Genomic DNA, 20,153 nt, shown 5'->3' on the forward strand with positions numbered 1-20,153 from the left:
TTATTTATTATCCAAAATATGAACTTCGGTTTCTAATTTAATACTTTTTTTCTTCCATACAGTATATTTAATAATATTTATTAATTTTTTAACATCTTTAAACGAAGCATTACCATTATAATTTATAATAAAATTAGCATGCTTACTTGAAATCATTGCTCCACCAATTTTTTTTCCTTTTAAATTACATGACTCAATTAAATAACCAGCAGTAATATCATTACTAGGATTTTTAAATACAGAACCACAATTATACTCTGTAATTGGTTGAACTTTTCTTTTGTAAGATAAAAATCTTTTAATTTTACTAATTAATTTTTTTTTTTTTTCCTTTGAAAAACTAAAAATTGCAGAAATAAACCATTCATCTTCTTTTAATCCAGTGATACAACGATACGAAATTATAAAATCTGATGGATAACGAATATAACGTATACCATTTCGATTAAGAATTTCTACAGATACTACAAAAGACCATATGTTTTGATTAAAACACCCAGCATTCATATTTAATGCTCCACCTATTGTACCAGGTATACCAGATAAAAACTCTATACCAGAAAAATTCTGCTTCACACAAAATGAAACTAATTTCATACAAGAAACTCCAGCTTCAACATATACATATTTATTTTTTAATAAAAAAATATTATTTAAACATTTTTTTGTAACAATAACTGTTCCTAAAAAATCATTATCATGAATAAGAATATTACTTCCAGATCCTATCCATAACAACGGTTCATTTAAAGATAAATTTTTTAAAAAAATAACTAAATCATAAATATTAATTGGCTTATACAATCTGCTAGCTTTACCACCTATTTTAAATGTAGTAAATTGAGATAAACTTATATCAATAAACAATTTTCCATAAAATGGAAAATTATTATAGTAACTATTAATCATATCAATTATTTATATAAATTTAATAAACTTAAAGCTAAATAATGAATATTTCCAGCACCCTGCATTAAAATAATATCTCCATTATTAACAGATAAATTTAAATATAAAAATATTTCATCATTATTTATTAATGTAACTTTACAATTAAAAAAACGTTGTCTTATCTTATTTAGTAAAATTCTACTATCTACACCATTAATAAAATTTTTATCTAAACCAAATACATTCAATAAAAACAATTCTTCTGATAACGCTAAAACATTAACAAATTCTGCAAATAATAGTTTTAATCTAGTATAACGATGAGGTTGAAATACATGAATCAATCTTTTATTAGGCCAAACAGAACGTATTGTATTAATAGTAGATAAAATCTCATTAGGATGATGGCCATAATCACTAATTACAAGTGCTTCTCCTTTTTTAAAAAAACATTTACCAAGAATATGAAAACGTCTGTTTACTCCTTTAAATTTTAACAACCCATTAATAATACACTGATCATTAATACCAATTTCCGTAGAAACAGCAATAGCAGCTAAAACATTTAAAACATTATGCCTACCAGGTAAAATAACTTTTACTCTTAAAGAACAAAAAGGCTTTGGTCTATGAACTACAAAATAACTTAACAATCCTATTTGAACCCAATCACATGCTCTATAATCAGCATCTTTAGAAAATCCATAAGTTCTTATATATCCATTTATTTTTAGTAATTTCCTATTAATTTCTTTATTATCTATACAAATAACAGATAAACCATAACATGAAACATTATTAATAAAATTTATAAAAGCATTACTTAAATTATTAAAATTATTTGAATAATTATCTAAATGCTCTCTCTCAATATTTGTCACAACAACTATATCTGGTTTTAAAAATAAAAAAGATGCATCACTTTCATCCGCTTCTGCAATAAAATATTTAGATTTACCTGATTTTGCATTAAGATTTAAAACATTTAATATACCACCAATTATAAAATTAATATCTATATTATATTCAATAAATATACTAACAATTAAACCAGAAGTAGTAGTTTTTCCATGAGAACCCGATATTATAATTCCATAATAAAAATACAATAATTTCGCAAGCATTAATCCCCTAGAAACAATAGGAATTCCATGTTTTATTGCAAATTTAATTTCAACATTTTCCATAGAAATAGCAGATGATTTAATAACTAAATCACTTTTTAATACATTAACCGCTTTATGACCTATATTAATTTTAATTCCTAATAACCTTAAAGAATGTATAAGATAATTATCTTCAAGATCAGAACCAGTAATATTATATCCTTTTTCATAAAGAATTTTAGCAATACCAGACATACCAATTCCACCAATACCAATAAAATGAATATTTTTATATTTAAAAAAATTTATATTATCAAAATACTCTTCTTCTCTATAATATCGTAATTCTTGATTGTACATTACTATTATTAACCATTCTTAAATAAAACAAAATTAAAACATCAGTAATAATTATTAAATTATAATATTCCTAATCAAATAAAAAACCTTTATTTACAAATACTATTTATTTTAATAAATAAAAACTTTTTATAAAAATTAAAACATCTAAAAAAACAAAATAAAATACAACATAAAATTATTATATAAACTTATTTCACAAATAATAAAAATATTAAATTTTAATTAATAATTTATTGAAAATTTCTCCCCTATGATTAAAATCACGAAACATATCTAAACTAGAACACGCTGGAGAAAAAAGAATTGCATCTCCAAATTTCGCTTTAGATTTAGCTACAAACATTGCTTTTTTCAAAGAAAAAACTAAATATATTGGTACAATACCTAAAAATACTGATTTTATTTTATTTGCATCCTTTCCCATAGTAACAATTACCCGAACATACTTTCTTACATATTCACATAAAATAGAAAAATCAGCATTCTTACTATCTCCACCAATGATTAATATAATTTTTCCAACTACTAATGGATTTACACTTAAAATTGCAGAAATAGTCGCACCTATATTGGTGGATTTAGAATCATTAATCCATTTAATTCCGTTTGAAGAATAAATCCATTGACATCTATAAGGCAATCCACTATATGATTTTAACACAGTAATTATACTATTTTTATCTATACCTACATGAGTTGCTAACGCACAAGCAGCCAAGGCATTTTGACAATTTTGCCTACCTTTAATATTAATATCTTTAATATTTAACAGTATCTCACTACCATTAGATATATAACTAATATTATCAATTGTTAAAATACCCCACTCTCTAAATGAATTTGGTTTTTCTAAAGAAAAACTATACTTTTTATCGCAAGAAAAAAATTTTTTCGGAAAAGTATTAAAATCATCTCTATTATAAAGTACATAATCAGCATTTTTATAAATACGTTGTTTAATATCTATATAAGAAAATAAATCTAAATGTCTATCTAAATGATCCGGAGAAATATTTAAAATCGTAGCAATAAAAGGTTTTAAAGATTTAATCAAATTTAACTGAAAACTAGATAATTCAAGAATCCATATATCATATATATTGTTCTTCAATAACACATCAAAAACAGGTAAACCAATATTTCCAGCTACAATAACAGATAAACCATAAAACTTAATCATCTCTCCTAATAAAGTTACAACTGTAGACTTACCATTGGTCCCAGTCACAGCTATAATTCTAGAAGAAAATTTTATTTCTCTTATTAAATACTCTATATCTCCAAAAATCGGAATATTTAAATCAACAGCTTTTCTAACAAAATCTTCATTTAAACAAATTCCAGGACTTAAAATAACTGCTTTAACTTTCTTATAAATAAACACTGGAATGCTTCCTACATATATCTTAATATTTGGAAAATTTTTAATAAAAATTGATAATCTTCTAGTATCTTTATAAGTATTAAACACAATAAAACTTTTATTTCTACTCCATAAATACCGAGAAACAGATAACCCTGTCTTTCCTAATCCAGCAACTAAATAAAACATAATATATATTATATCTATAAACGTTTCTTTAATTTATATTAAAGAAATAATTAATATAAATAAACCAATAAACATAAACACTATATTTACAATCCAAAATCTAACAATAATTTTAGATTCATGTAAACCTTTTAATTCGAAATGATGATGTAATGGAGTCATATTAAACAATCTACGACCCTTAGTATATTTAAAATATAACACTTGAAATATTACTGACATCGTTTCCAAAATAAATACTCCACCTGTAATCATTAAAAAAAACTCCTGCCTTCCAATTACAGAAATAATACCTAAAGCAGATCCAATCGCCAAAGATCCAGTATCCCCCATAAAAATTTGAGCAGGATAACAATTGTACCAAAGAAAACCTAATACAGATCCAATAATAGAAAAACAAAAAACTACTAATTCTTTTATATTAAAAAGAATTGGAATATTACAATAATAAATACTACCTATTCCAGAAATCATATAAATAAGCAAACATAAAAATCCAATATTAGTAATAATAGGAAATATAACCAATCCATCTAAACCATCAGTTAAATTTACTGCATTACTACTTCCCATAATTACAATATAATCTAATAAAAGAAAAATAGGTCCAATATCAATACATATACCATTAAATAATGGTATAATCAGTCGAGTTTGTATATTATTAGAAGAATTAAAATAAAGATATATTAAAACACTAATTACAATTAATGATTCAAAAAAATATTTATAACAAACTGACAATCCACCATGATCCTTATATATAAGTTTTAAATAATCATCCACAACTCCTACTATACCAAAACATACAATAACAAATATTGCTATCCATAAATTAGATTGATATAAATCTCCCCATATCAAACAACTAAAACAAATAGAAAATATAATTAAAATACCTCCCATAGTAGGAGTATTTCTCTTTAATAAATTATCACTATGCTTAGTACATCTAAGAATTTGTCTAATATTAAATTTTTTTAAATATCTAATTATTAGATTACCAAAAAACAAACAAAATAAAAAAGCAGTTATACCAGATAATATTGAACGTAACATTAAAAACTTAGGTGAATATAAAATATAATAATACTTTTTTTTTATAAAAAAATATACTAACCAATAAAACATGAATTATTCTACCAACTGTAATGAATAAACTATAAATAAAAATAATACTTTTTTACATATTATTATTTAATCAATAATTCTTGCACTACATCTTCCATAAAAAAACTTCTAGAACCTTTTACTAAAATGACAGTATCTTTATCAAGATAATAAAATAAATCATAAATTAATTTTTCTTTACATATATAATGTCTTTTAATATTCATATTATAAAAAATAATATTAGAATATACAGTATTCATCCCTAAAGTAAATAATAAACTAATATTATAATACCTAGCTATATACCCTATAATTTTATGATGATTTTTCGAAAAACATCCAAGCTCACATAAATCACCTAATACCAAAATTTTTTTTCTTCTTTTTACCTTACAAAGCATATCTATTGCTACTAAAACAGAATATAAATTAGCATTATAAGTATCATCAATAATTAAAGAATCTTTTTTCCCTTTTAAAAACATCATTCTACCAGGGACACCTCTAAATTTCTCTAAACCATTCACTATTTCAAATAAAGAAATCCCTAAAGCATAACAACAAGCTGCAGCAGCTACAGCATTAATTACAGAATGCCTACCAGGAACTTTTAATTTTACATTACTATAACCAACAGGTAAAACTAAAGTAAACTCAGTATAACCATAATTATCTATTTTGATATTTTTAGCATAAACATCGGAACATCTAATATGAGAAAAATATAATATTCTTTTATTTAACAAAAACTGTCTCCAAACAAAACTATAATATTCCTCTCTATTTAAAATAGCTACACCATTAATTAAATCTAATGATTTATAAATTTCTCCTTTAGTTTTTGCTACATTATATATGTTACCAAACCCTTTAAGGTGGGCAGGAGCAATATTAGTAACTAAAGAAATATCTGGTTTTACTATTTTAGACAAATAACTAATTTCTCCTATATTAGAAGCTCCTAACTCAAAAACCGCATAAGAATGATAAAATTTCAAACTTAATACACTGATTGGAACTCCAATATAATTATTTAAATTACCTTTACTAGAAAAAGATGGTTTAGGTAAAATTAAAGAAATCATTTCTTTTACAGTTGTTTTTCCATTACTACCAGTTACTCCAATAGTTTTACAAGATATTAATTTTCTATAGTAAATAGCCAATATTTTTAAAGCATTCAATGTATTATTTACCTTAAATTGTGGTACTTTTTTATTAATTATCTCATTATCCAATTTTTCACATATAACAGCACATGCACCATTTTTTATAGCTTCTTTAATATAATCATTACCATCAAAATTTTTTCCTTTTATTGCAATAAACAAAGACCCAAAACTTACTGTTCTACTATCAATAGTAACATTTTTAATTACTAAAAATTCTTTATAAGAATAACCAAATAATTTTGCTACACTTGATAACTTCATCATTAATTTAATATATAATATTCATTATTACATGACAATAATATGCCAATAACAATAAAGAAAACTAAAATCTTATTTATTTTAATTTATTTCTATTTAAAAATATATCTAATAAGTTAATCTTATTCTCATGACCATTAATTAATAAAACAATATTATTTTTATGCTTATAAATTATTAACAAACCAATAAAAAAAATAAAAAATACTTCAATTTTACTTTTAGAAATAAAAAATGTAATAAAAAAACATATAAAAACACTAAAAATAGACGCTAAAGATACATAACCAGTTAAATAAAAAATTAAAATCCAAAAAATAAAAACAAAAATAAAAAATTTATAATATAAAAAACCTAAAGAACCAAATGCTGTAGCTACTCCTTTTCCTCCACTAAATTTAAAAAATATTGGATACATATGACCAAATATAGACGCTATACAAATATAAATAATCTTGTTATGATCCAAATTATAAAATTGTGAAAACAACACTGGAACTACACCTTTTATAATATCAAAAAATAATACTAATACTCCATATTTAATACCAAATACTCTAAAAATATTCGTAGCTCCAGGATTTTTTGAACCTAATAACCTAGGATCTTTAAAATAAAAAATTTTACTAATTATCAAAGCAAAACATAATGATCCTATTAAATAACTTAACAATAATAACAAAATAAAAATATTAAACTCCATAAAATATGGTATTTATCTCACCAACTAATAAAAGACAATTATAAAAAAATAATTTTTATAATTAAAATATTCTAAATATTAAACATCAATTTAATTAAAAAAAATTAAATCCAAACATAATTTATAAAATTAAACATATTTTTTAATATTTTGAGAAAAATTATACAAAACTTCTACATTCGATTCCTCAGCCTGTTTACACCAATGTACTAATGCATCAATTAAATCTTTTTGAGAACTTGCAGTAACAAACCAAATATTCTGCAAAGATGTACGAAAATTATAAACTATTTGCAAACGTTTATATTGTTTTAATACAGATTTTAATAGAAATTTAGAATTTGAAGATAAAAAATTATCTTGTAATCGTAATAAATATTTAGCCTTGTTCAATAAATATTTATGACGATTCTCAAAACTATTACGTTTTTCATCTTTGAGAATAGGATAAATAACATCGTTATAATAACAAGACATAATTTGAAATCTATTTCTAATAACAGCTTTTACTGTATCTAAATCTATATGTAACTTACTTTTATCTTTCATTAATCTAGGAAAAACTTTTCTTACCTTAACCATACCGAAAAAACGTAAAAAACAAATATAAACCCAACCCATATCAAATTCCCACCATTTATTTGAAAATTTCGCTGAAAAAGAAAAAGCATGATGATTATTATGAAGTTCTTCACCACCTATCCAAAAACCCCAAGGAAAAATATTTTTAGAACAATCAACGCATTCAAAATTTCTATATCCAAAATAATGACCTATTCCATTGATAACACCAGCAGCATGAAAAGGAATCCATAACATTTGAATCCCCCAAATACTAATACCAGGAAACCCAAAGAATAAAATATCTAAAAAAAACATTAACAAAACTCCCTTAGAAGAAAATTTTGAATAAAAATTTTTTTCAATCCAATCTTCTGGAGTATTATGAGAATATTTTTTTATCATTTTTTTATCCATTAAAGATCTTCTATATAATTCTATTCCGTTCCAAAGAACCATATTCAATCCTTCAATCTTAGGACTATGAGGATCACCACATATATCTGTTTTTGCATGATGTTTGCGATGAACAGCAACCCACTCCGCAGTAATCATTCCAGTTGTTAACCATAACCAAAAACGAAAAAAATGACTCATTACAGGATGTAAAATAATAGATCTATGAGCTTGACATCTATGTAAATAGATAGTAACTGAAGCAATAGTTAATTGCGTTAATACTAACACAGCCACTAAATTGCCAAAAAAAGATAAGTTTAAAACTCCATAAACCATAAAATAATAATACCTTATATTAAAATTACATAAAAACAATTATATATTTCTATAACAAACAAAATCTATTTTAAAATTTTAAAATAATTAAAAAACTAATATTTTGTTATATACTCTTTAATCTATAATAAACATGTACAATAAATAGTACTAATTATATAAAATATTTTCTATATTTTCTAAATATTAAGTACTTAAATATAAATTACTTTAAAAATTATTCTTGTTACAAATAAAATATAATATAATTAAAAATTTTCTTAGAAAAAATCTTATATGTATAAGAAAAAAAACATTTTAAAAAAAATAAATAGTATTAAAATTATTATAATATCTTTGTATTATACAATATTAGCATGTTGCCAATCAATAATTAGAAAAAAACTCAATATAATAAATCGAAATTATACTGATAAAATTATTCAATTATGGTCAAAACGACTAATAAAAACTGCAAAAATAAGATATAAAATCTTTAATCCCAAAAATATAAAACCAAAATTAAATGAACCTACTATATTAATGTCTAATCATAGAAGTTTATATGATATACCAATAATTTTTAGAATATTTCCAACATATTCAATTAGAATGTTAACTAAAAAAGAATTAATCAAAATTCCTTTTTTTGGAAAAGGAATATTGCTATCAGAATTTCCGGTAATAGACAGAAAAAATAAATACCAAGCTATAAAAGATCTAGAATATATGAATAATCTTATAAAGAAAGGAATTATAATTTGGGCATCACCAGAAGGAACAAGATCTAAAAATAAAAAATTAATGCCATTTAAAAAAGGTGTATTTATATCGGCTATAAAAACTAAATCAACAATAATCCCCATTGGATTAAAAGGAACTGACAATATTTTGCCAAAAAAAACAACACAAATAAATATTAATCAAGAAATAGAAATACATATCGGAGAACCAATATATTCAAACATATATAATTTAAAAAATAAAGAAAAATTAATACTAAAAACTTTTAAAAGCATAGAAAAACTAATTAACTAATAAAAATATCACTAATTATCAAAAAAAATATTATTAATAATAATAAATAAAAATTTTATTAAAATATGTTTTATAACATAAATTTATTTTCTTCAAAAATGAATATCCATTCAAATTTAATAAAACTAAATAAATCTACTCATAAAAACCCTATTGTTTTATGTAAAACATATTTTAAAACCTTACAAAAATATTATCCATAAACAAATATTTACTAAAAATCTATAAATATTAATCAATTAATTTTAATTTAAAACATTTATTGACAAGATAATAAATACTTTGCAAAATACTTTATATTAATATAAAAATATTTTATATATATCATTTACTATATTTGGGGTGTAGCCAAGCGGTTAAGGCACAGGGTTTTGATCCCTGCATACCTAGGTTCAAATCCTAGCACCCCAGATTTATTAAAATTATATAACAAAAAAATCAACTTATATGTCCAAAATGATACTTTTCACAGGCAACTCTAATCTAAGTTTATCAATACAAATATCTAATTATCTAAATATACCAATTGGAAAAGCTTTAGTTAAAACATTTAGTGACGGAGAAATTATGGTAGAAATACTAGAAACTGTTAGAGGAAAAGATGTTTTTATATTACAATCTACTTGCGCTCCAGCTAATAACAATTTAATGGAACTATTAATAATGGCTGACGCTCTTAGAAGGTCATCAGCAAAAAGAATAATTGCAGTAGTACCTTATTTTGGATATGCGAGACAAGACAGAAAAGTAAGATCATCCAGAGTACCAATTACAGCAAAAATAATTGCAGATATGATGGAATCAGTTGGAATATGTAGAGTTGTAACAGTAGACTTACATGCAGATCAAATTCAAGGATTTTTTTATATACCAGTTGATAACGTTTATTCAACCAATATCTTATTAGAAGATATTAAACAACAAAAACTCTCTAATATTATGGTAATATCTCCAGATATAGGAGGAGTAGTAAGAGCACGTGCAACTGCAAAATTATTAAACGATACTGAACTATCTATTATAGATAAACGAAGAAATAGTATTAATAAATCTCAAGTTATGCATATAATTGGAGATCCTATAAATAGAAATTGTATTATAGTAGATGATATTATCGATACAGCAGGAACAATCTGCTCTGCTGCAAAAAAACTAAAACAAAATGGAGCTTTAAGTGTTCGAGCATATGTAACGCATGCAGTATTATCTGGAAAATCTATATCAAACATAGAACAATCTGAATTAGATGAAATTATTGTAACAAACACAATACCTTTAAATAATTTAGCAAAAAATACAAAAAAAATAAGAATAATAAGCTTAGCTAAATTATTAGCTAAAACAATAAAAAAAATCAACACAGAAGAAAATTCTAACGTATAATTTTCTACTTACCTTAACAAAATATTAACATACTATATAATATGTATTAATGTACAAAATATTAATTTTTGTTTCTTTCTCTCCTCCATTCTAATTTAATTCTACCTTGTCTATCAATTCCAGAAACAAAAATATCTATTTCTTGACCTTCTTGTAATATATCACCTACCTTTTTTGAACGATCAGGAGAAATCTGAGAAATATGTAACAATCCATCTTTTCCAGGTAAAATCTTAATAAAAGCTCCGAAATCTACAATTTTATTTACTTTTCCTTTATAAGTTTTTCCAACTTCAATATCAGAAACTAATAATCTAATTTGATGTTTAGCTTCTTTTAAAGCAATAATATCTGTTGAAAACAATTGAATAATTCCATTATCATTGATATTTATAGAAACACCTGTAGTTTCAATTAAATTTTTAATTACTGATCCACCTTTCCCAATAACATTACGAATTTTATCTTTTGAAACAATCATAGTATCAATTCTAGGAGCATACTTAGATAATTCATCTCTATTCTTTGACAATACACTATACATTGTATCTAATATTTTCATACGAGCTAATGAAGACTGATTTAAAATTTTTTCAAATATCTCTTTTGTAATTCCTTTAATTTTAATATCCATCTGTAATGCAGTAATTCCATTTCTTGTTCCACAAACCTTAAAATCCATATCACCCAAATAATCTTCATCCCCAATAATATCTGTTAGAACTACAAAATTCTCACCTTCTTTAATCAAACCCATTGCAATACCAGCTACATGAGATTTCAAAGGTACCCCAGCATCCATTAATGCTAAACTTGCTCCGCAAACAGTTGCCATAGAACTAGATCCATTAGATTCTGTTATTTCTGAAACAACCCTTATAACATAAGGAAATTCTGAAACTTTAGGTAAAACTGCTAATAAACTTTTTTTTGCCAAATACCCATGCCCTATTTCCCTACGTTTAGGAGACCCTAAAATTCCAATCTCTCTAACGGCATAAGGTAAAAAATTATAATGAAGAATAAACCTATCTTTAACATCAAGTGAAAATAATCTATCTATAATTTGAGCATCTCTATCATTGCCTAACGTTACCGCTACAATAGCTTGAGTTTCTCCTCTAGTAAATAATACAGAACCATGAACTCTTTCTAAAAAATTAGTCTTAATACTGATAGGTCTAATTTCCTCACAAGTACGTCCATCAATTCTTGATTCTCCATTAATTATACGATCACGAATAATGGATCTTTCTAAAGAATAAAATATCTTTAATATAACATCCTCAGTAATATTTTCATTACAAAAATTAAATATAATATTTTGTTTAAGATCTTTTAAAAATAATTGCCGATCTACTTTATTTTTTATCAAATAAGCTTTCAAAATTTCTTTTGAAACAGATGTAGATAATTTTTTATATATTTTCTTTTCATCAATATATTCTTTAGACTCAATATTACAATCAATACGATTGATACCAGAACAACACTCTTCTGCGAAATCTTTAATCATTAATATTAAATCCTGCATTATCATATGTCCAAAAAACATAGCTCCAAGAATAACTTCCTCACTTAATTCACGAGATCTAGAATCAACCATTACAATAGAATCTTTAACGCCAGCAATCACTAAATCAAGATCAGATTCTGATATAATCTTATAACTAGGATTCAATAAATAAATACCGTTTTTATATCCAATTCTTATAGCAGCAACAGGTTCATTAAAAGGTAATCCAGAAATTATCAATGCCGCAGAAGAACCAATAATTGATAAAATATCAGATGGAACTTCAGGATTTAATGACATAACTGTAGCAACAATCTGAATTTCTTCATTACACCTACTATCAAAAATAGGTCTTAAAGACCTATCAATTAAACGAGAAACTAATATCTCATATTCACTTAATCTTCCTTCCCTTTTATTATAACCACCAGGTATCTTACCTGCAGAAAAGGTTTTTTCTTGATAATAAACTGTTAAAGGAAAAAAATCTTTATTTTTTACATCATCTTTTCTAGAAACAACAGTCACTAAGACTTGTGTTCCTCCCATACTTACAAAAACAGAACTATCAGCCTGTCGAGCAATCTCTCCAGTTTCAATCGTCAAAATATGATTTCCGTACTGTATTTTTTTGGAAACTTTCATTTCAATACACTACCTCTTGAATATTTAATTTCAAATCAATACTTAATATTTGCAATAAAACAAATATTTTTAATATACCAAAAATTTTATTAAAAAATGTTTTACTTTAGAATAAAAAGGCGCAACAATATATATTGCGCCTTTTAAGGTTTAAAACTAATAATAACTATAAACATTTACTTTATTTTATATATATAAAAATTAATAAGAATCTCTTAAATTTAATTTTTCAATAATTTCCTTATACTTATTTATATTAGTTCTTTTTAAATATTTTAATAATTTTTTACGTTTATTAACTAATTTTTTCAAACCAAGTTTCGAATGAAAATCATTTTTATTACTCTTAAAATGATCAGTCAAATATTTAATACGATTAGTCATTAAAGATATCTGTATATCCACAGATCCAGTATTATAATTAACCTCTTTTTTTAAAATAGAAGAATTACTACACATTTTTTGATTTACATTCAACAAAACTCCTCCTATTCCTACATAAATAATAATGATAAAAATCAAACCTTGTATTTTATACAAATAAAATAAAAGTGTCAAGGAAATATATCTTAAGCAAATAAAGCTTTTAATCTAATATATATTTAAATATGTATATAAAATTAATAAAACTTATAAATCAATATTTTTAAATAAATATTTAACACTAAAATCTCCATTATCACTTAATCTACCTAATCCCATAAAAATATTCTTTTCTTTGTTATAAACACGAAAATACCCTTCAATTAAATAATTTTTATTTTTTAAAATTTTCCCATTATATAAAGATATAATTTCATCTTTATTAAGATATATAATAGGAAAATTTATAACAGCACATTCCATTGATATAAGATAAGACAACAATTCACTATATGTCTTATTTCTCAAATCTGAAAAATTTACTAAAAAATCTTTTTTAAAAATATCTATATACACACGATGCAATCCTACAACATGAGCATCAACACCCAAACATAATCCTATATCTTCAACTAATGCACGAATATAAGTACCCTTACTACAATAAACATTGATTACAAAATATCTACCATCAAAATATATTAAATTTAATTTTGATATAAACACATCACGAAATTTTCTATTTAATATCTTACCTTTTCTAGCATATTTATATAATGGAATACCATTATATTTAACAGCAGAATACATTGGAGGGCATTGCTTCACACTTCCTATAAACTTATTTAATACATAAATTAATTTTGAAATTTTTATTCCTAAAGAAATAGTATTGGTTCTAATAATTTCTCCAAAAGAATCTGACGTTGAAGTTTTAACACCTAACAAACCAATCACTTGATAAAATTTTTTTGAGTTAACAATATACTGACTAAATTTAGTAGCTTCACCAAAGCATAAAGGCAGCATTCCACTAGCCATTGGATCTAATGTTCCAACATACCCAGCTTTCTTAATTCTATAAATTCTTTTAATTTTCTGTAAAAAATAATTAGAAGTTAACCCTACAGGTTTATTTACAAGTAAAATTCCATTTATTTCATACATAAAATGTATATTGTCTTATTATGATCAATATCAATAAAAAACTATTTTGTTCTATCTACAATATTAATATTTTCAATTAATTTTAATAACCTTCTAGAATATTCTATATTTTTATCATATATAAAGCACAATTTAGGAACAGTATAAATACTCAATAACTTTGATAATTTATGTCTTAAATAATTTGCAGAATGATTAAGAATTTCTACTGCCAGATCTTTATTTTCATCACAAACAGTAAAATATACCTTAGTATAACTTAAATCTTTAGATACCTTTACAAAAGTAATTGAAATAAACTTAGGTAATTTAGGATTATCCAAAACCTTGTAAATTAAAATAGATAATTCTCTCTGTATAACAGAGGCTATCCTGTCAACTCGTTTAAAATCACTATTCATAATAAATAAAATAAACTTTAATTTAACAACATAATAAAAAATATATGACTTTTAATCAATTACTTTATAAGAATTTATAATATCTCCTAATAAAATATTAGTATAATTTCTAAAACTTATTCCGCATTCAAATCCTTCTCTAATCTCTACTACATTCTCTTTAAACCTCTTTATATTATCTAGCATACCACTATGCACTATAGTATTATTACGTAATATTTTAATAGGATAACATTTATTGATAATTCCATTATTTACCAAACAACCAGCAATAACTTTAAATTTTGATACATTAAATACTTCTTTAACTGTAGCAAATCCCATTAATATCTCTCTAGATTTTGGAATGACCATTTTACTCAATAACGATTTAACTAAATTCTCAACATCATAAATCACATTAAAACAATATAAAGATATTAAATTATCTTTCAATAATTTCTTTATAGAATTATCTGACTTTACATTAAATCCAATAATAATAGAATTAGAAACAATGGCCAAATGAACATCAGATTCAGTAATGTTTCCAACACCACTGAATACTATTTCTATCTTTATCATATCCGTTGATAATTTTAATATTATATTAGATACAGCCTCAATTGATCCATAAACATCTGATTTTAAAATTATATTCAACCTTTTTTTAACATCAGAAAAAGAAGCCATATTCTTTAATATATCTTTAGTAAAATGCGCTCTATCATTAAATTTTCTTACATTTTGATATTTTCTTTTCTTACATAATAGTATTTCCCTAACTTTTCTTTCATCATTCACCACAACAACCTTATCTCCAGAACAAGTAACATAAGGTATTCCTAAAATACTTACTGGTATAGAAGGATTGACACTATTCAAATAAATTCCATTATTATCCAATAAAGCACGTACTTTTCCATATCTTAATCCAGCCAAAATAAAATCTCCTTTATATAAAATTCCAGTTTTCATTAAAACTACAGATATAGGACCTTTGCCTTTATCAATATATGATTCTATTACAACGCCTTCAGCTCTTTCACATGTAGAAACTTTTAATTCAAGTAAATCAGATTGTAATAAAATTGCATCTAATAATTTATTAATCCCAGTACCAAATTTAGCAGATATACTTATATACATTGTATTTCCACCCCATTCTTCCGGAAGAAGATCATAAACAGATAAATCATGCATAATACGATTTAGATTAATATTATCACATTTATCAATTTTATTAATGGCAACAATTATAGGAGCATTACTCTTTTTTGCATGCTGTATTGCTTCTATAGTCTGAGGTTTCACTCCATCATCTGCCGCTATAACAAGTACTATAATATCAGTAATTTGAACTCCTCTTTCTCTCATAGAAACAAAAGCAGAATGACCTGGTGTATCTAAAAAAGTAATAAATCTATTTAAATAATTAATATAATAAGCAGAAATATGTTGAGTAATTCCTCCTTTTTCAAAATTAACAACATTTGTTTTCCTTATATAATCAATTAATGATGTCTTTCCATGATCAACATGTCCCATTATAGTAACAATAGGAGGTCTAATTATTGTAAAATTTGAATCATTTAAATTAATATTCTTTTTTTCTATAACATTATTTTTTAATATATCTTCAATACTATTCTCTTTTTCCAATATAAACTTATGCCCCATAGACTCAACAATAATAGAAGCTGTATTTTGATCAATAACTTGATTTATAGTTATAATACTACCTAAATTCATCATAACTTTAATAATTTCAGTTGCCTTCACCGACATTCGTTTGGCAAGTTCCAGTATAGAAATACTATTTGGCAAAAAAATTTCTTTTTCAATTGGCTTACATGGCTTTTCAAATCCATGATTTATTAATAAATTTATATTCTCAGCATGTGCATTAATTTTATTTTTCACACAATTTTTCTTCGACTTATTTATTTTTTTTAATCTATTAATTATTTTTTTATCATTCTCATCATCTAAATTCATATAATGTTTAACGTTCATTTTACCTATTTTAAACTTTGTATCTTTTTCTAAAAGAATAGTTTTATTAAAATTTTTCTTTTTATTTTTTTCAAATTTCCTATCTTCTATTTTTTTTAAATAAATATTATTGATATTAGAAATCATTTTTTTATTACTTTTTAAAAAATTTTTTCTATTATTATTTATTCCTATAAATTTACGATTATCTTTTCTAATAAGAATATTCTTCTCATATAATTTAGTCTGATTTTGTATATCATAATTTTTTTCTATTATTGTATTATTATTATCATTTACTAAATCTATATTTAAATTATTTTTATTATCATATTGTTTGACAATTGAAAAATCTTTTAAATTTATTTGACAATTTTTAGTTTTTGTAAATAAATCATTATCCATATACATTTTTTTTTTACGAATTTCAACACTAATTTTTTTCCCACCAATACATACGTCATTTTCTATTTTATTTTTAATAATACCTTTACTTTTAAATAAATTTAAACTATTTTTTATATTAATTCTTGAATCTAAATAAAAAATTTTTTTCAAATCATTTAAATAATTAAGTAAAATACCTTTCTGTTCTTCAGAAACTAATTGATGAGCATCACTAAATAATAAACCAGCTTCTTTAAATTTTAATAATAAACGTTCAACAGAAATCCCAACAACCTTAGCTAACTGTTTTACTGTTAAATCTGACATATATAATATTCCTAAAAAAAATTTAATAACAAATACCCACTTATATATTTTATATATACCAATGAATATATCCTTCACAAGGAATAACTAATTTATATCTTTTATTATAAAACTATTATTTTAATAAAATAATAAACAATAAATAAAAACTTCTTACATAAAATTTATAATAAGTCTATACTATGTAATATATATTACATATCTACTTAAACCAAGATTTTCTTGCCTGCATAATTAAATCAGCTGCTTTTTTTTCTGTCATTCCATTTTTTAAATTAAACAACTCATCTACAGAACAATCTGCTAATTTATTCATAGTCGTTACACCAATAGAAAGTAAATAATTAGCTATTTCTTTAGTCATTCCTGACATTCCTAATAACTCAGATGACAAAACATTATTTTCTTTATTGCACTCCTTAAATTCCTCTGAAGCCAATGCTTTTGTTAATAACACATTATGTGCATGTTTCTTTAAATTATCAACAATCTCATCATTTAATCCATCAATAACTAACAATTCTTCTTTTGGAAGATAAGCAATTTCCTCTAATAAAGAAAAACCATGATCAACTAACGATCGTGCTATTTTTTCACTAATATGTAAATTAGATATAAAGAAATTAACAATAGTATTAGATTCTTCTTTTCCCTTATTTTTAAAATCTTCAATAGTCATAACATTTAAAGACCATCCAGTTAATTGACTAGCTAATTTTACATTTTGTCCATTTCTACCAATTGCTTGTGATAACTGTTCTTTCTTTACTGCTAAATCCATAGAATGAGAATCTTCATCAACAACAATAGATGCTACTTCAGCTGGAGCCATAGCATTGATAACTAATTGAGCAGGATTATCATCCCATAATATAATATCTACCCTTTCACCAGATAATTCACTAGAAATAGCTTGCACACGAGAACCTCTCATACCAACACAAGCACCAACAGGATCAATACGACCATCATTAGTTTTAACAGCAATCTTTGAACGATTTCCAGGCTCTCTAGCAGATGCTTTAATCGTAATAATATTCTCTCCAATCTCAGGAACTTCAATTCGAAATAACTCAATTAACATCCCATCTCTAGTTCTACTAACAAATAATTGAGGACCACGAACTTGAGAAACAATATCATACAAATAAGCACGTACTTTATCATTAAGTCTAAAAATTTCATTTGGTAATATTTCATTTCGAGACATGTATGCTTCAGCTTTTCCACCTAAATCAATAATAATACTATCACGAGTTACTTTTTTTACAGTACCATATACTAATTGCCCCAATTTAGCACTAAATTGATCAACAATTTGTTTTCTTTCCGCTTCACGAACTTTCTGTATAATAATCTGTTTAGCAGTCTGAGCAGCTATACGACCAAATTTAACACAAGGCATTAATTCTTCTATTACACCTCCTAACTCAACACATGGAACATATCTTTTTGCTTTACTTAAAACAATTTGTTTTTCTGGAAATTCTAAATTTTCATCAGAAACTACTTCCCAAAAACGAAATGTTTTATACTCTCCAGTTTTAAAATCAAGCTGTACTCTCACATTAATATCCTTATCACTAAATTTACGAGTAGCTGATTCAAGCGCTAACTGAATTGCTTGTAATACCACGTCCTTATGCACTCCTTTTGCATTTGATAAAGCTTCTGCTACTAATAACAGTTCTTTACTCATAATCAATACCTCTCTTTACATACCTGTTTAACATACTCTACTTTATTTACAAAAATAATATTTATATTCTTGCATTTTCTTCCATTTCAAATAAACATTGTTTAAAATACTAATATAAACAATTTCACATAATATTTTTATATGTATTAAAATAAATTAATTTATCTAAAAAACAAATAGTATATCTAATACCGACTATTATTCTTATATCATTTTACAATACTTTTTAATCAATAAAGATTCTTTAACTTTAAAAAAATATCTGCAAATATATTTTTTCTTTTCATTAACTATCTTTTATCAATAAAATATACTAATTTTACTATTATTTTTTTTTATGTAATTTACATAAAAAAAATACTAACTTTTTAGCACTATATATGAACAATAAAAATTGTATAAAATGAATATTAATAAATTCTTATAAATTTTTATAAACAAAAACTCTTATATTAATTTTATATAAATTTCATAAATTTAATTTAACTATTTAAAAAAATAATAATGTATTCAATACTAATATTAATAAACCTTTAATTTTATATGATTTATTATAAATAAATATAAAAAATCATATAAACTCAAAACCATATACTTTTCCTATATAACAAAAAACCCCAAATTAAATGGGGTTTAATAAATTTTTTGGTAGCGGGGATAGGATTTGAACCTATGACCTTCGGGTTATGAGCCCGACGAGCTACCAAACTGCTCCACCCCGCAATTGTAATAAAAGATGAGTATATCGCATCATTATAATATATAGCAAGCATTATATTTATCTTAATCTCTTATAAAGTAATAAAATTTTATTTAA

15 protein-coding genes and 2 tRNA genes are annotated in these 20,153 nt (G+C 23.8%); 3 read left to right on the forward strand and 14 right to left on the reverse strand.

Features of this window, described 5'->3' with window-relative positions:
* The 7 genes from murB to CCU22_RS00975 all read right to left on the reverse strand — a co-directional run bounded on the left by murB (window position 1) and on the right by CCU22_RS00975 (window position 8,457).
* Window positions 1-909, reverse strand: a complete 909-nt coding sequence (gene murB / locus CCU22_RS00945) for a UDP-N-acetylmuramate dehydrogenase (RefSeq protein WP_100114734.1) — start codon at window positions 907-909, stop codon at window positions 1-3.
* Between the two features lie 5 nt (window positions 910-914).
* Window positions 915-2,357 carry a UDP-N-acetylmuramate--L-alanine ligase gene (murC, locus tag CCU22_RS00950; RefSeq protein WP_100114735.1) on the reverse strand — a complete coding sequence of 481 codons (1,443 nt, stop codon included), beginning with the start codon at window positions 2,355-2,357 and terminating at the stop codon, window positions 915-917.
* Between the two features lie 214 nt (window positions 2,358-2,571).
* Window positions 2,572-3,912 carry a UDP-N-acetylmuramoyl-L-alanine--D-glutamate ligase gene (gene murD, locus CCU22_RS00955; protein WP_100114736.1) on the reverse strand — a complete coding sequence of 447 codons (1,341 nt, stop codon included), beginning with the start codon at window positions 3,910-3,912 and terminating at the stop codon, window positions 2,572-2,574.
* Between the two features lie 33 nt (window positions 3,913-3,945).
* The gene (gene mraY / locus CCU22_RS00960; protein ID WP_233485117.1) at window positions 3,946-4,971 is read right to left on the reverse strand and encodes a phospho-N-acetylmuramoyl-pentapeptide-transferase; all 1,026 of its coding nucleotides are present in this window, start codon (window positions 4,969-4,971) and stop codon (window positions 3,946-3,948) included.
* Between the two features lie 134 nt (window positions 4,972-5,105).
* Window positions 5,106-6,461, reverse strand: a complete 1,356-nt coding sequence (locus CCU22_RS00965) for a UDP-N-acetylmuramoyl-tripeptide--D-alanyl-D-alanine ligase (protein WP_100114738.1) — start codon at window positions 6,459-6,461, stop codon at window positions 5,106-5,108.
* Between the two features lie 73 nt (window positions 6,462-6,534).
* Window positions 6,535-7,161, reverse strand: coding sequence for a glycerol-3-phosphate 1-O-acyltransferase PlsY (gene plsY / locus CCU22_RS00970; RefSeq protein ID WP_100114739.1), 627 nt, complete (start codon window positions 7,159-7,161; stop codon window positions 6,535-6,537).
* A gap of 129 nt (window positions 7,162-7,290) precedes the next feature.
* Window positions 7,291-8,457 carry a DesA family fatty acid desaturase gene (locus tag CCU22_RS00975; protein ID WP_100114740.1) on the reverse strand — a complete coding sequence of 389 codons (1,167 nt, stop codon included), beginning with the start codon at window positions 8,455-8,457 and terminating at the stop codon, window positions 7,291-7,293.
* A 276-nt stretch (window positions 8,458-8,733) separates the two neighbouring features.
* Here CCU22_RS00975 and CCU22_RS00980 point away from each other — a divergent pair, with 276 nt between their 5' ends.
* The 3 genes from CCU22_RS00980 (at window position 8,734) to CCU22_RS00990 (ending at window position 10,857) form a co-directional block, all read left to right on the forward strand.
* Complete coding sequence (locus tag CCU22_RS00980) at window positions 8,734-9,474, forward strand: lysophospholipid acyltransferase family protein (RefSeq protein ID WP_100114741.1); 741 nt, start codon at window positions 8,734-8,736, stop codon at window positions 9,472-9,474.
* Between the two features lie 338 nt (window positions 9,475-9,812).
* Window positions 9,813-9,885, forward strand: a tRNA-Gln gene (locus tag CCU22_RS00985).
* 36 nt (window positions 9,886-9,921) lie between these two features.
* On the forward strand, window positions 9,922-10,857 hold the full coding sequence (locus CCU22_RS00990) for a ribose-phosphate pyrophosphokinase (protein WP_100114742.1): 936 nt from the start codon (window positions 9,922-9,924) through the stop codon (window positions 10,855-10,857).
* Window positions 10,858-10,918: 61 nt separating this feature from the next.
* On the opposite strand, the gene pnp is transcribed toward CCU22_RS00990, so the two are convergent.
* The 7 genes from pnp to CCU22_RS01025 form a co-directional block, all read right to left on the reverse strand.
* A complete protein-coding gene (gene pnp / locus CCU22_RS00995; RefSeq protein WP_100114743.1) occupies window positions 10,919-13,018 on the reverse strand; it encodes a polyribonucleotide nucleotidyltransferase in 2,100 nt (699 codons plus the stop codon).
* 201 nt (window positions 13,019-13,219) lie between these two features.
* Window positions 13,220-13,540: a 30S ribosomal protein S15 gene (gene rpsO, locus CCU22_RS01000; protein ID WP_267889910.1), complete on the reverse strand. Its 321-nt coding sequence runs from the start codon at window positions 13,538-13,540 to the stop codon at window positions 13,220-13,222.
* A gap of 108 nt (window positions 13,541-13,648) precedes the next feature.
* Entirely contained in the window at window positions 13,649-14,548 is a 900-nt protein-coding gene (gene truB / locus CCU22_RS01005) for a tRNA pseudouridine(55) synthase TruB (protein ID WP_100114744.1), read from the reverse strand.
* A 41-nt stretch (window positions 14,549-14,589) separates the two neighbouring features.
* The gene (gene rbfA / locus CCU22_RS01010) at window positions 14,590-14,949 is read right to left on the reverse strand and encodes a 30S ribosome-binding factor RbfA (RefSeq protein WP_100114745.1); all 360 of its coding nucleotides are present in this window, start codon (window positions 14,947-14,949) and stop codon (window positions 14,590-14,592) included.
* Window positions 14,950-15,000: 51 nt separating this feature from the next.
* Window positions 15,001-17,637, reverse strand: a complete 2,637-nt coding sequence (gene infB, locus CCU22_RS01015; RefSeq protein WP_145955069.1) for a translation initiation factor IF-2 — start codon at window positions 17,635-17,637, stop codon at window positions 15,001-15,003.
* Window positions 17,638-17,839: 202 nt separating this feature from the next.
* Window positions 17,840-19,336 (reverse strand): transcription termination factor NusA, encoded by a 1,497-nt coding sequence (gene nusA, locus CCU22_RS01020; protein ID WP_100114747.1) that lies wholly within the window; start codon window positions 19,334-19,336, stop codon window positions 17,840-17,842.
* Between the two features lie 646 nt (window positions 19,337-19,982).
* Window positions 19,983-20,059: transfer RNA gene (locus CCU22_RS01025), tRNA-Met, on the reverse strand.
* Between the last annotated feature and the right edge of the window lie 94 nt (window positions 20,060-20,153).

The organism is Candidatus Legionella polyplacis, from assembly GCF_002776555.1.
Classification (GTDB): domain Bacteria; phylum Pseudomonadota; class Gammaproteobacteria; order Legionellales; family Legionellaceae; genus Legionella_E; species Legionella_E polyplacis.

Coding starts and splice junctions, on each gene's coding strand:
- infB (WP_145955069.1), bottom strand. CDS start 17,637: ATGTCAGATTTAACAGTAAAACAGTTAGCTAAGGTTGTTGGGATTTCT.
- murC (WP_100114735.1), bottom strand. CDS start 2,357: ATGTACAATCAAGAATTACGATATTATAGAGAAGAAGAGTATTTTGAT.
- CCU22_RS00990 (WP_100114742.1), top strand. CDS start 9,922: ATGTCCAAAATGATACTTTTCACAGGCAACTCTAATCTAAGTTTATCA.
- pnp (WP_100114743.1), bottom strand. CDS start 13,018: ATGAAAGTTTCCAAAAAAATACAGTACGGAAATCATATTTTGACGATT.
- truB (WP_100114744.1), bottom strand. CDS start 14,548: ATGTATGAAATAAATGGAATTTTACTTGTAAATAAACCTGTAGGGTTA.
- CCU22_RS00965 (WP_100114738.1), bottom strand. CDS start 6,461: ATGATGAAGTTATCAAGTGTAGCAAAATTATTTGGTTATTCTTATAAA.
- CCU22_RS00980 (WP_100114741.1), top strand. CDS start 8,734: ATGTATAAGAAAAAAAACATTTTAAAAAAAATAAATAGTATTAAAATT.
- murD (WP_100114736.1), bottom strand. CDS start 3,912: ATGTTTTATTTAGTTGCTGGATTAGGAAAGACAGGGTTATCTGTTTCT.
- plsY (WP_100114739.1), bottom strand. CDS start 7,161: ATGGAGTTTAATATTTTTATTTTGTTATTATTGTTAAGTTATTTAATA.
- nusA (WP_100114747.1), bottom strand. CDS start 19,336: ATGAGTAAAGAACTGTTATTAGTAGCAGAAGCTTTATCAAATGCAAAA.
- rbfA (WP_100114745.1), bottom strand. CDS start 14,949: ATGAATAGTGATTTTAAACGAGTTGACAGGATAGCCTCTGTTATACAG.
- CCU22_RS00975 (WP_100114740.1), bottom strand. CDS start 8,457: ATGGTTTATGGAGTTTTAAACTTATCTTTTTTTGGCAATTTAGTGGCT.
- mraY (WP_233485117.1), bottom strand. CDS start 4,971: ATGTTACGTTCAATATTATCTGGTATAACTGCTTTTTTATTTTGTTTG.
- murB (WP_100114734.1), bottom strand. CDS start 909: ATGATTAATAGTTACTATAATAATTTTCCATTTTATGGAAAATTGTTT.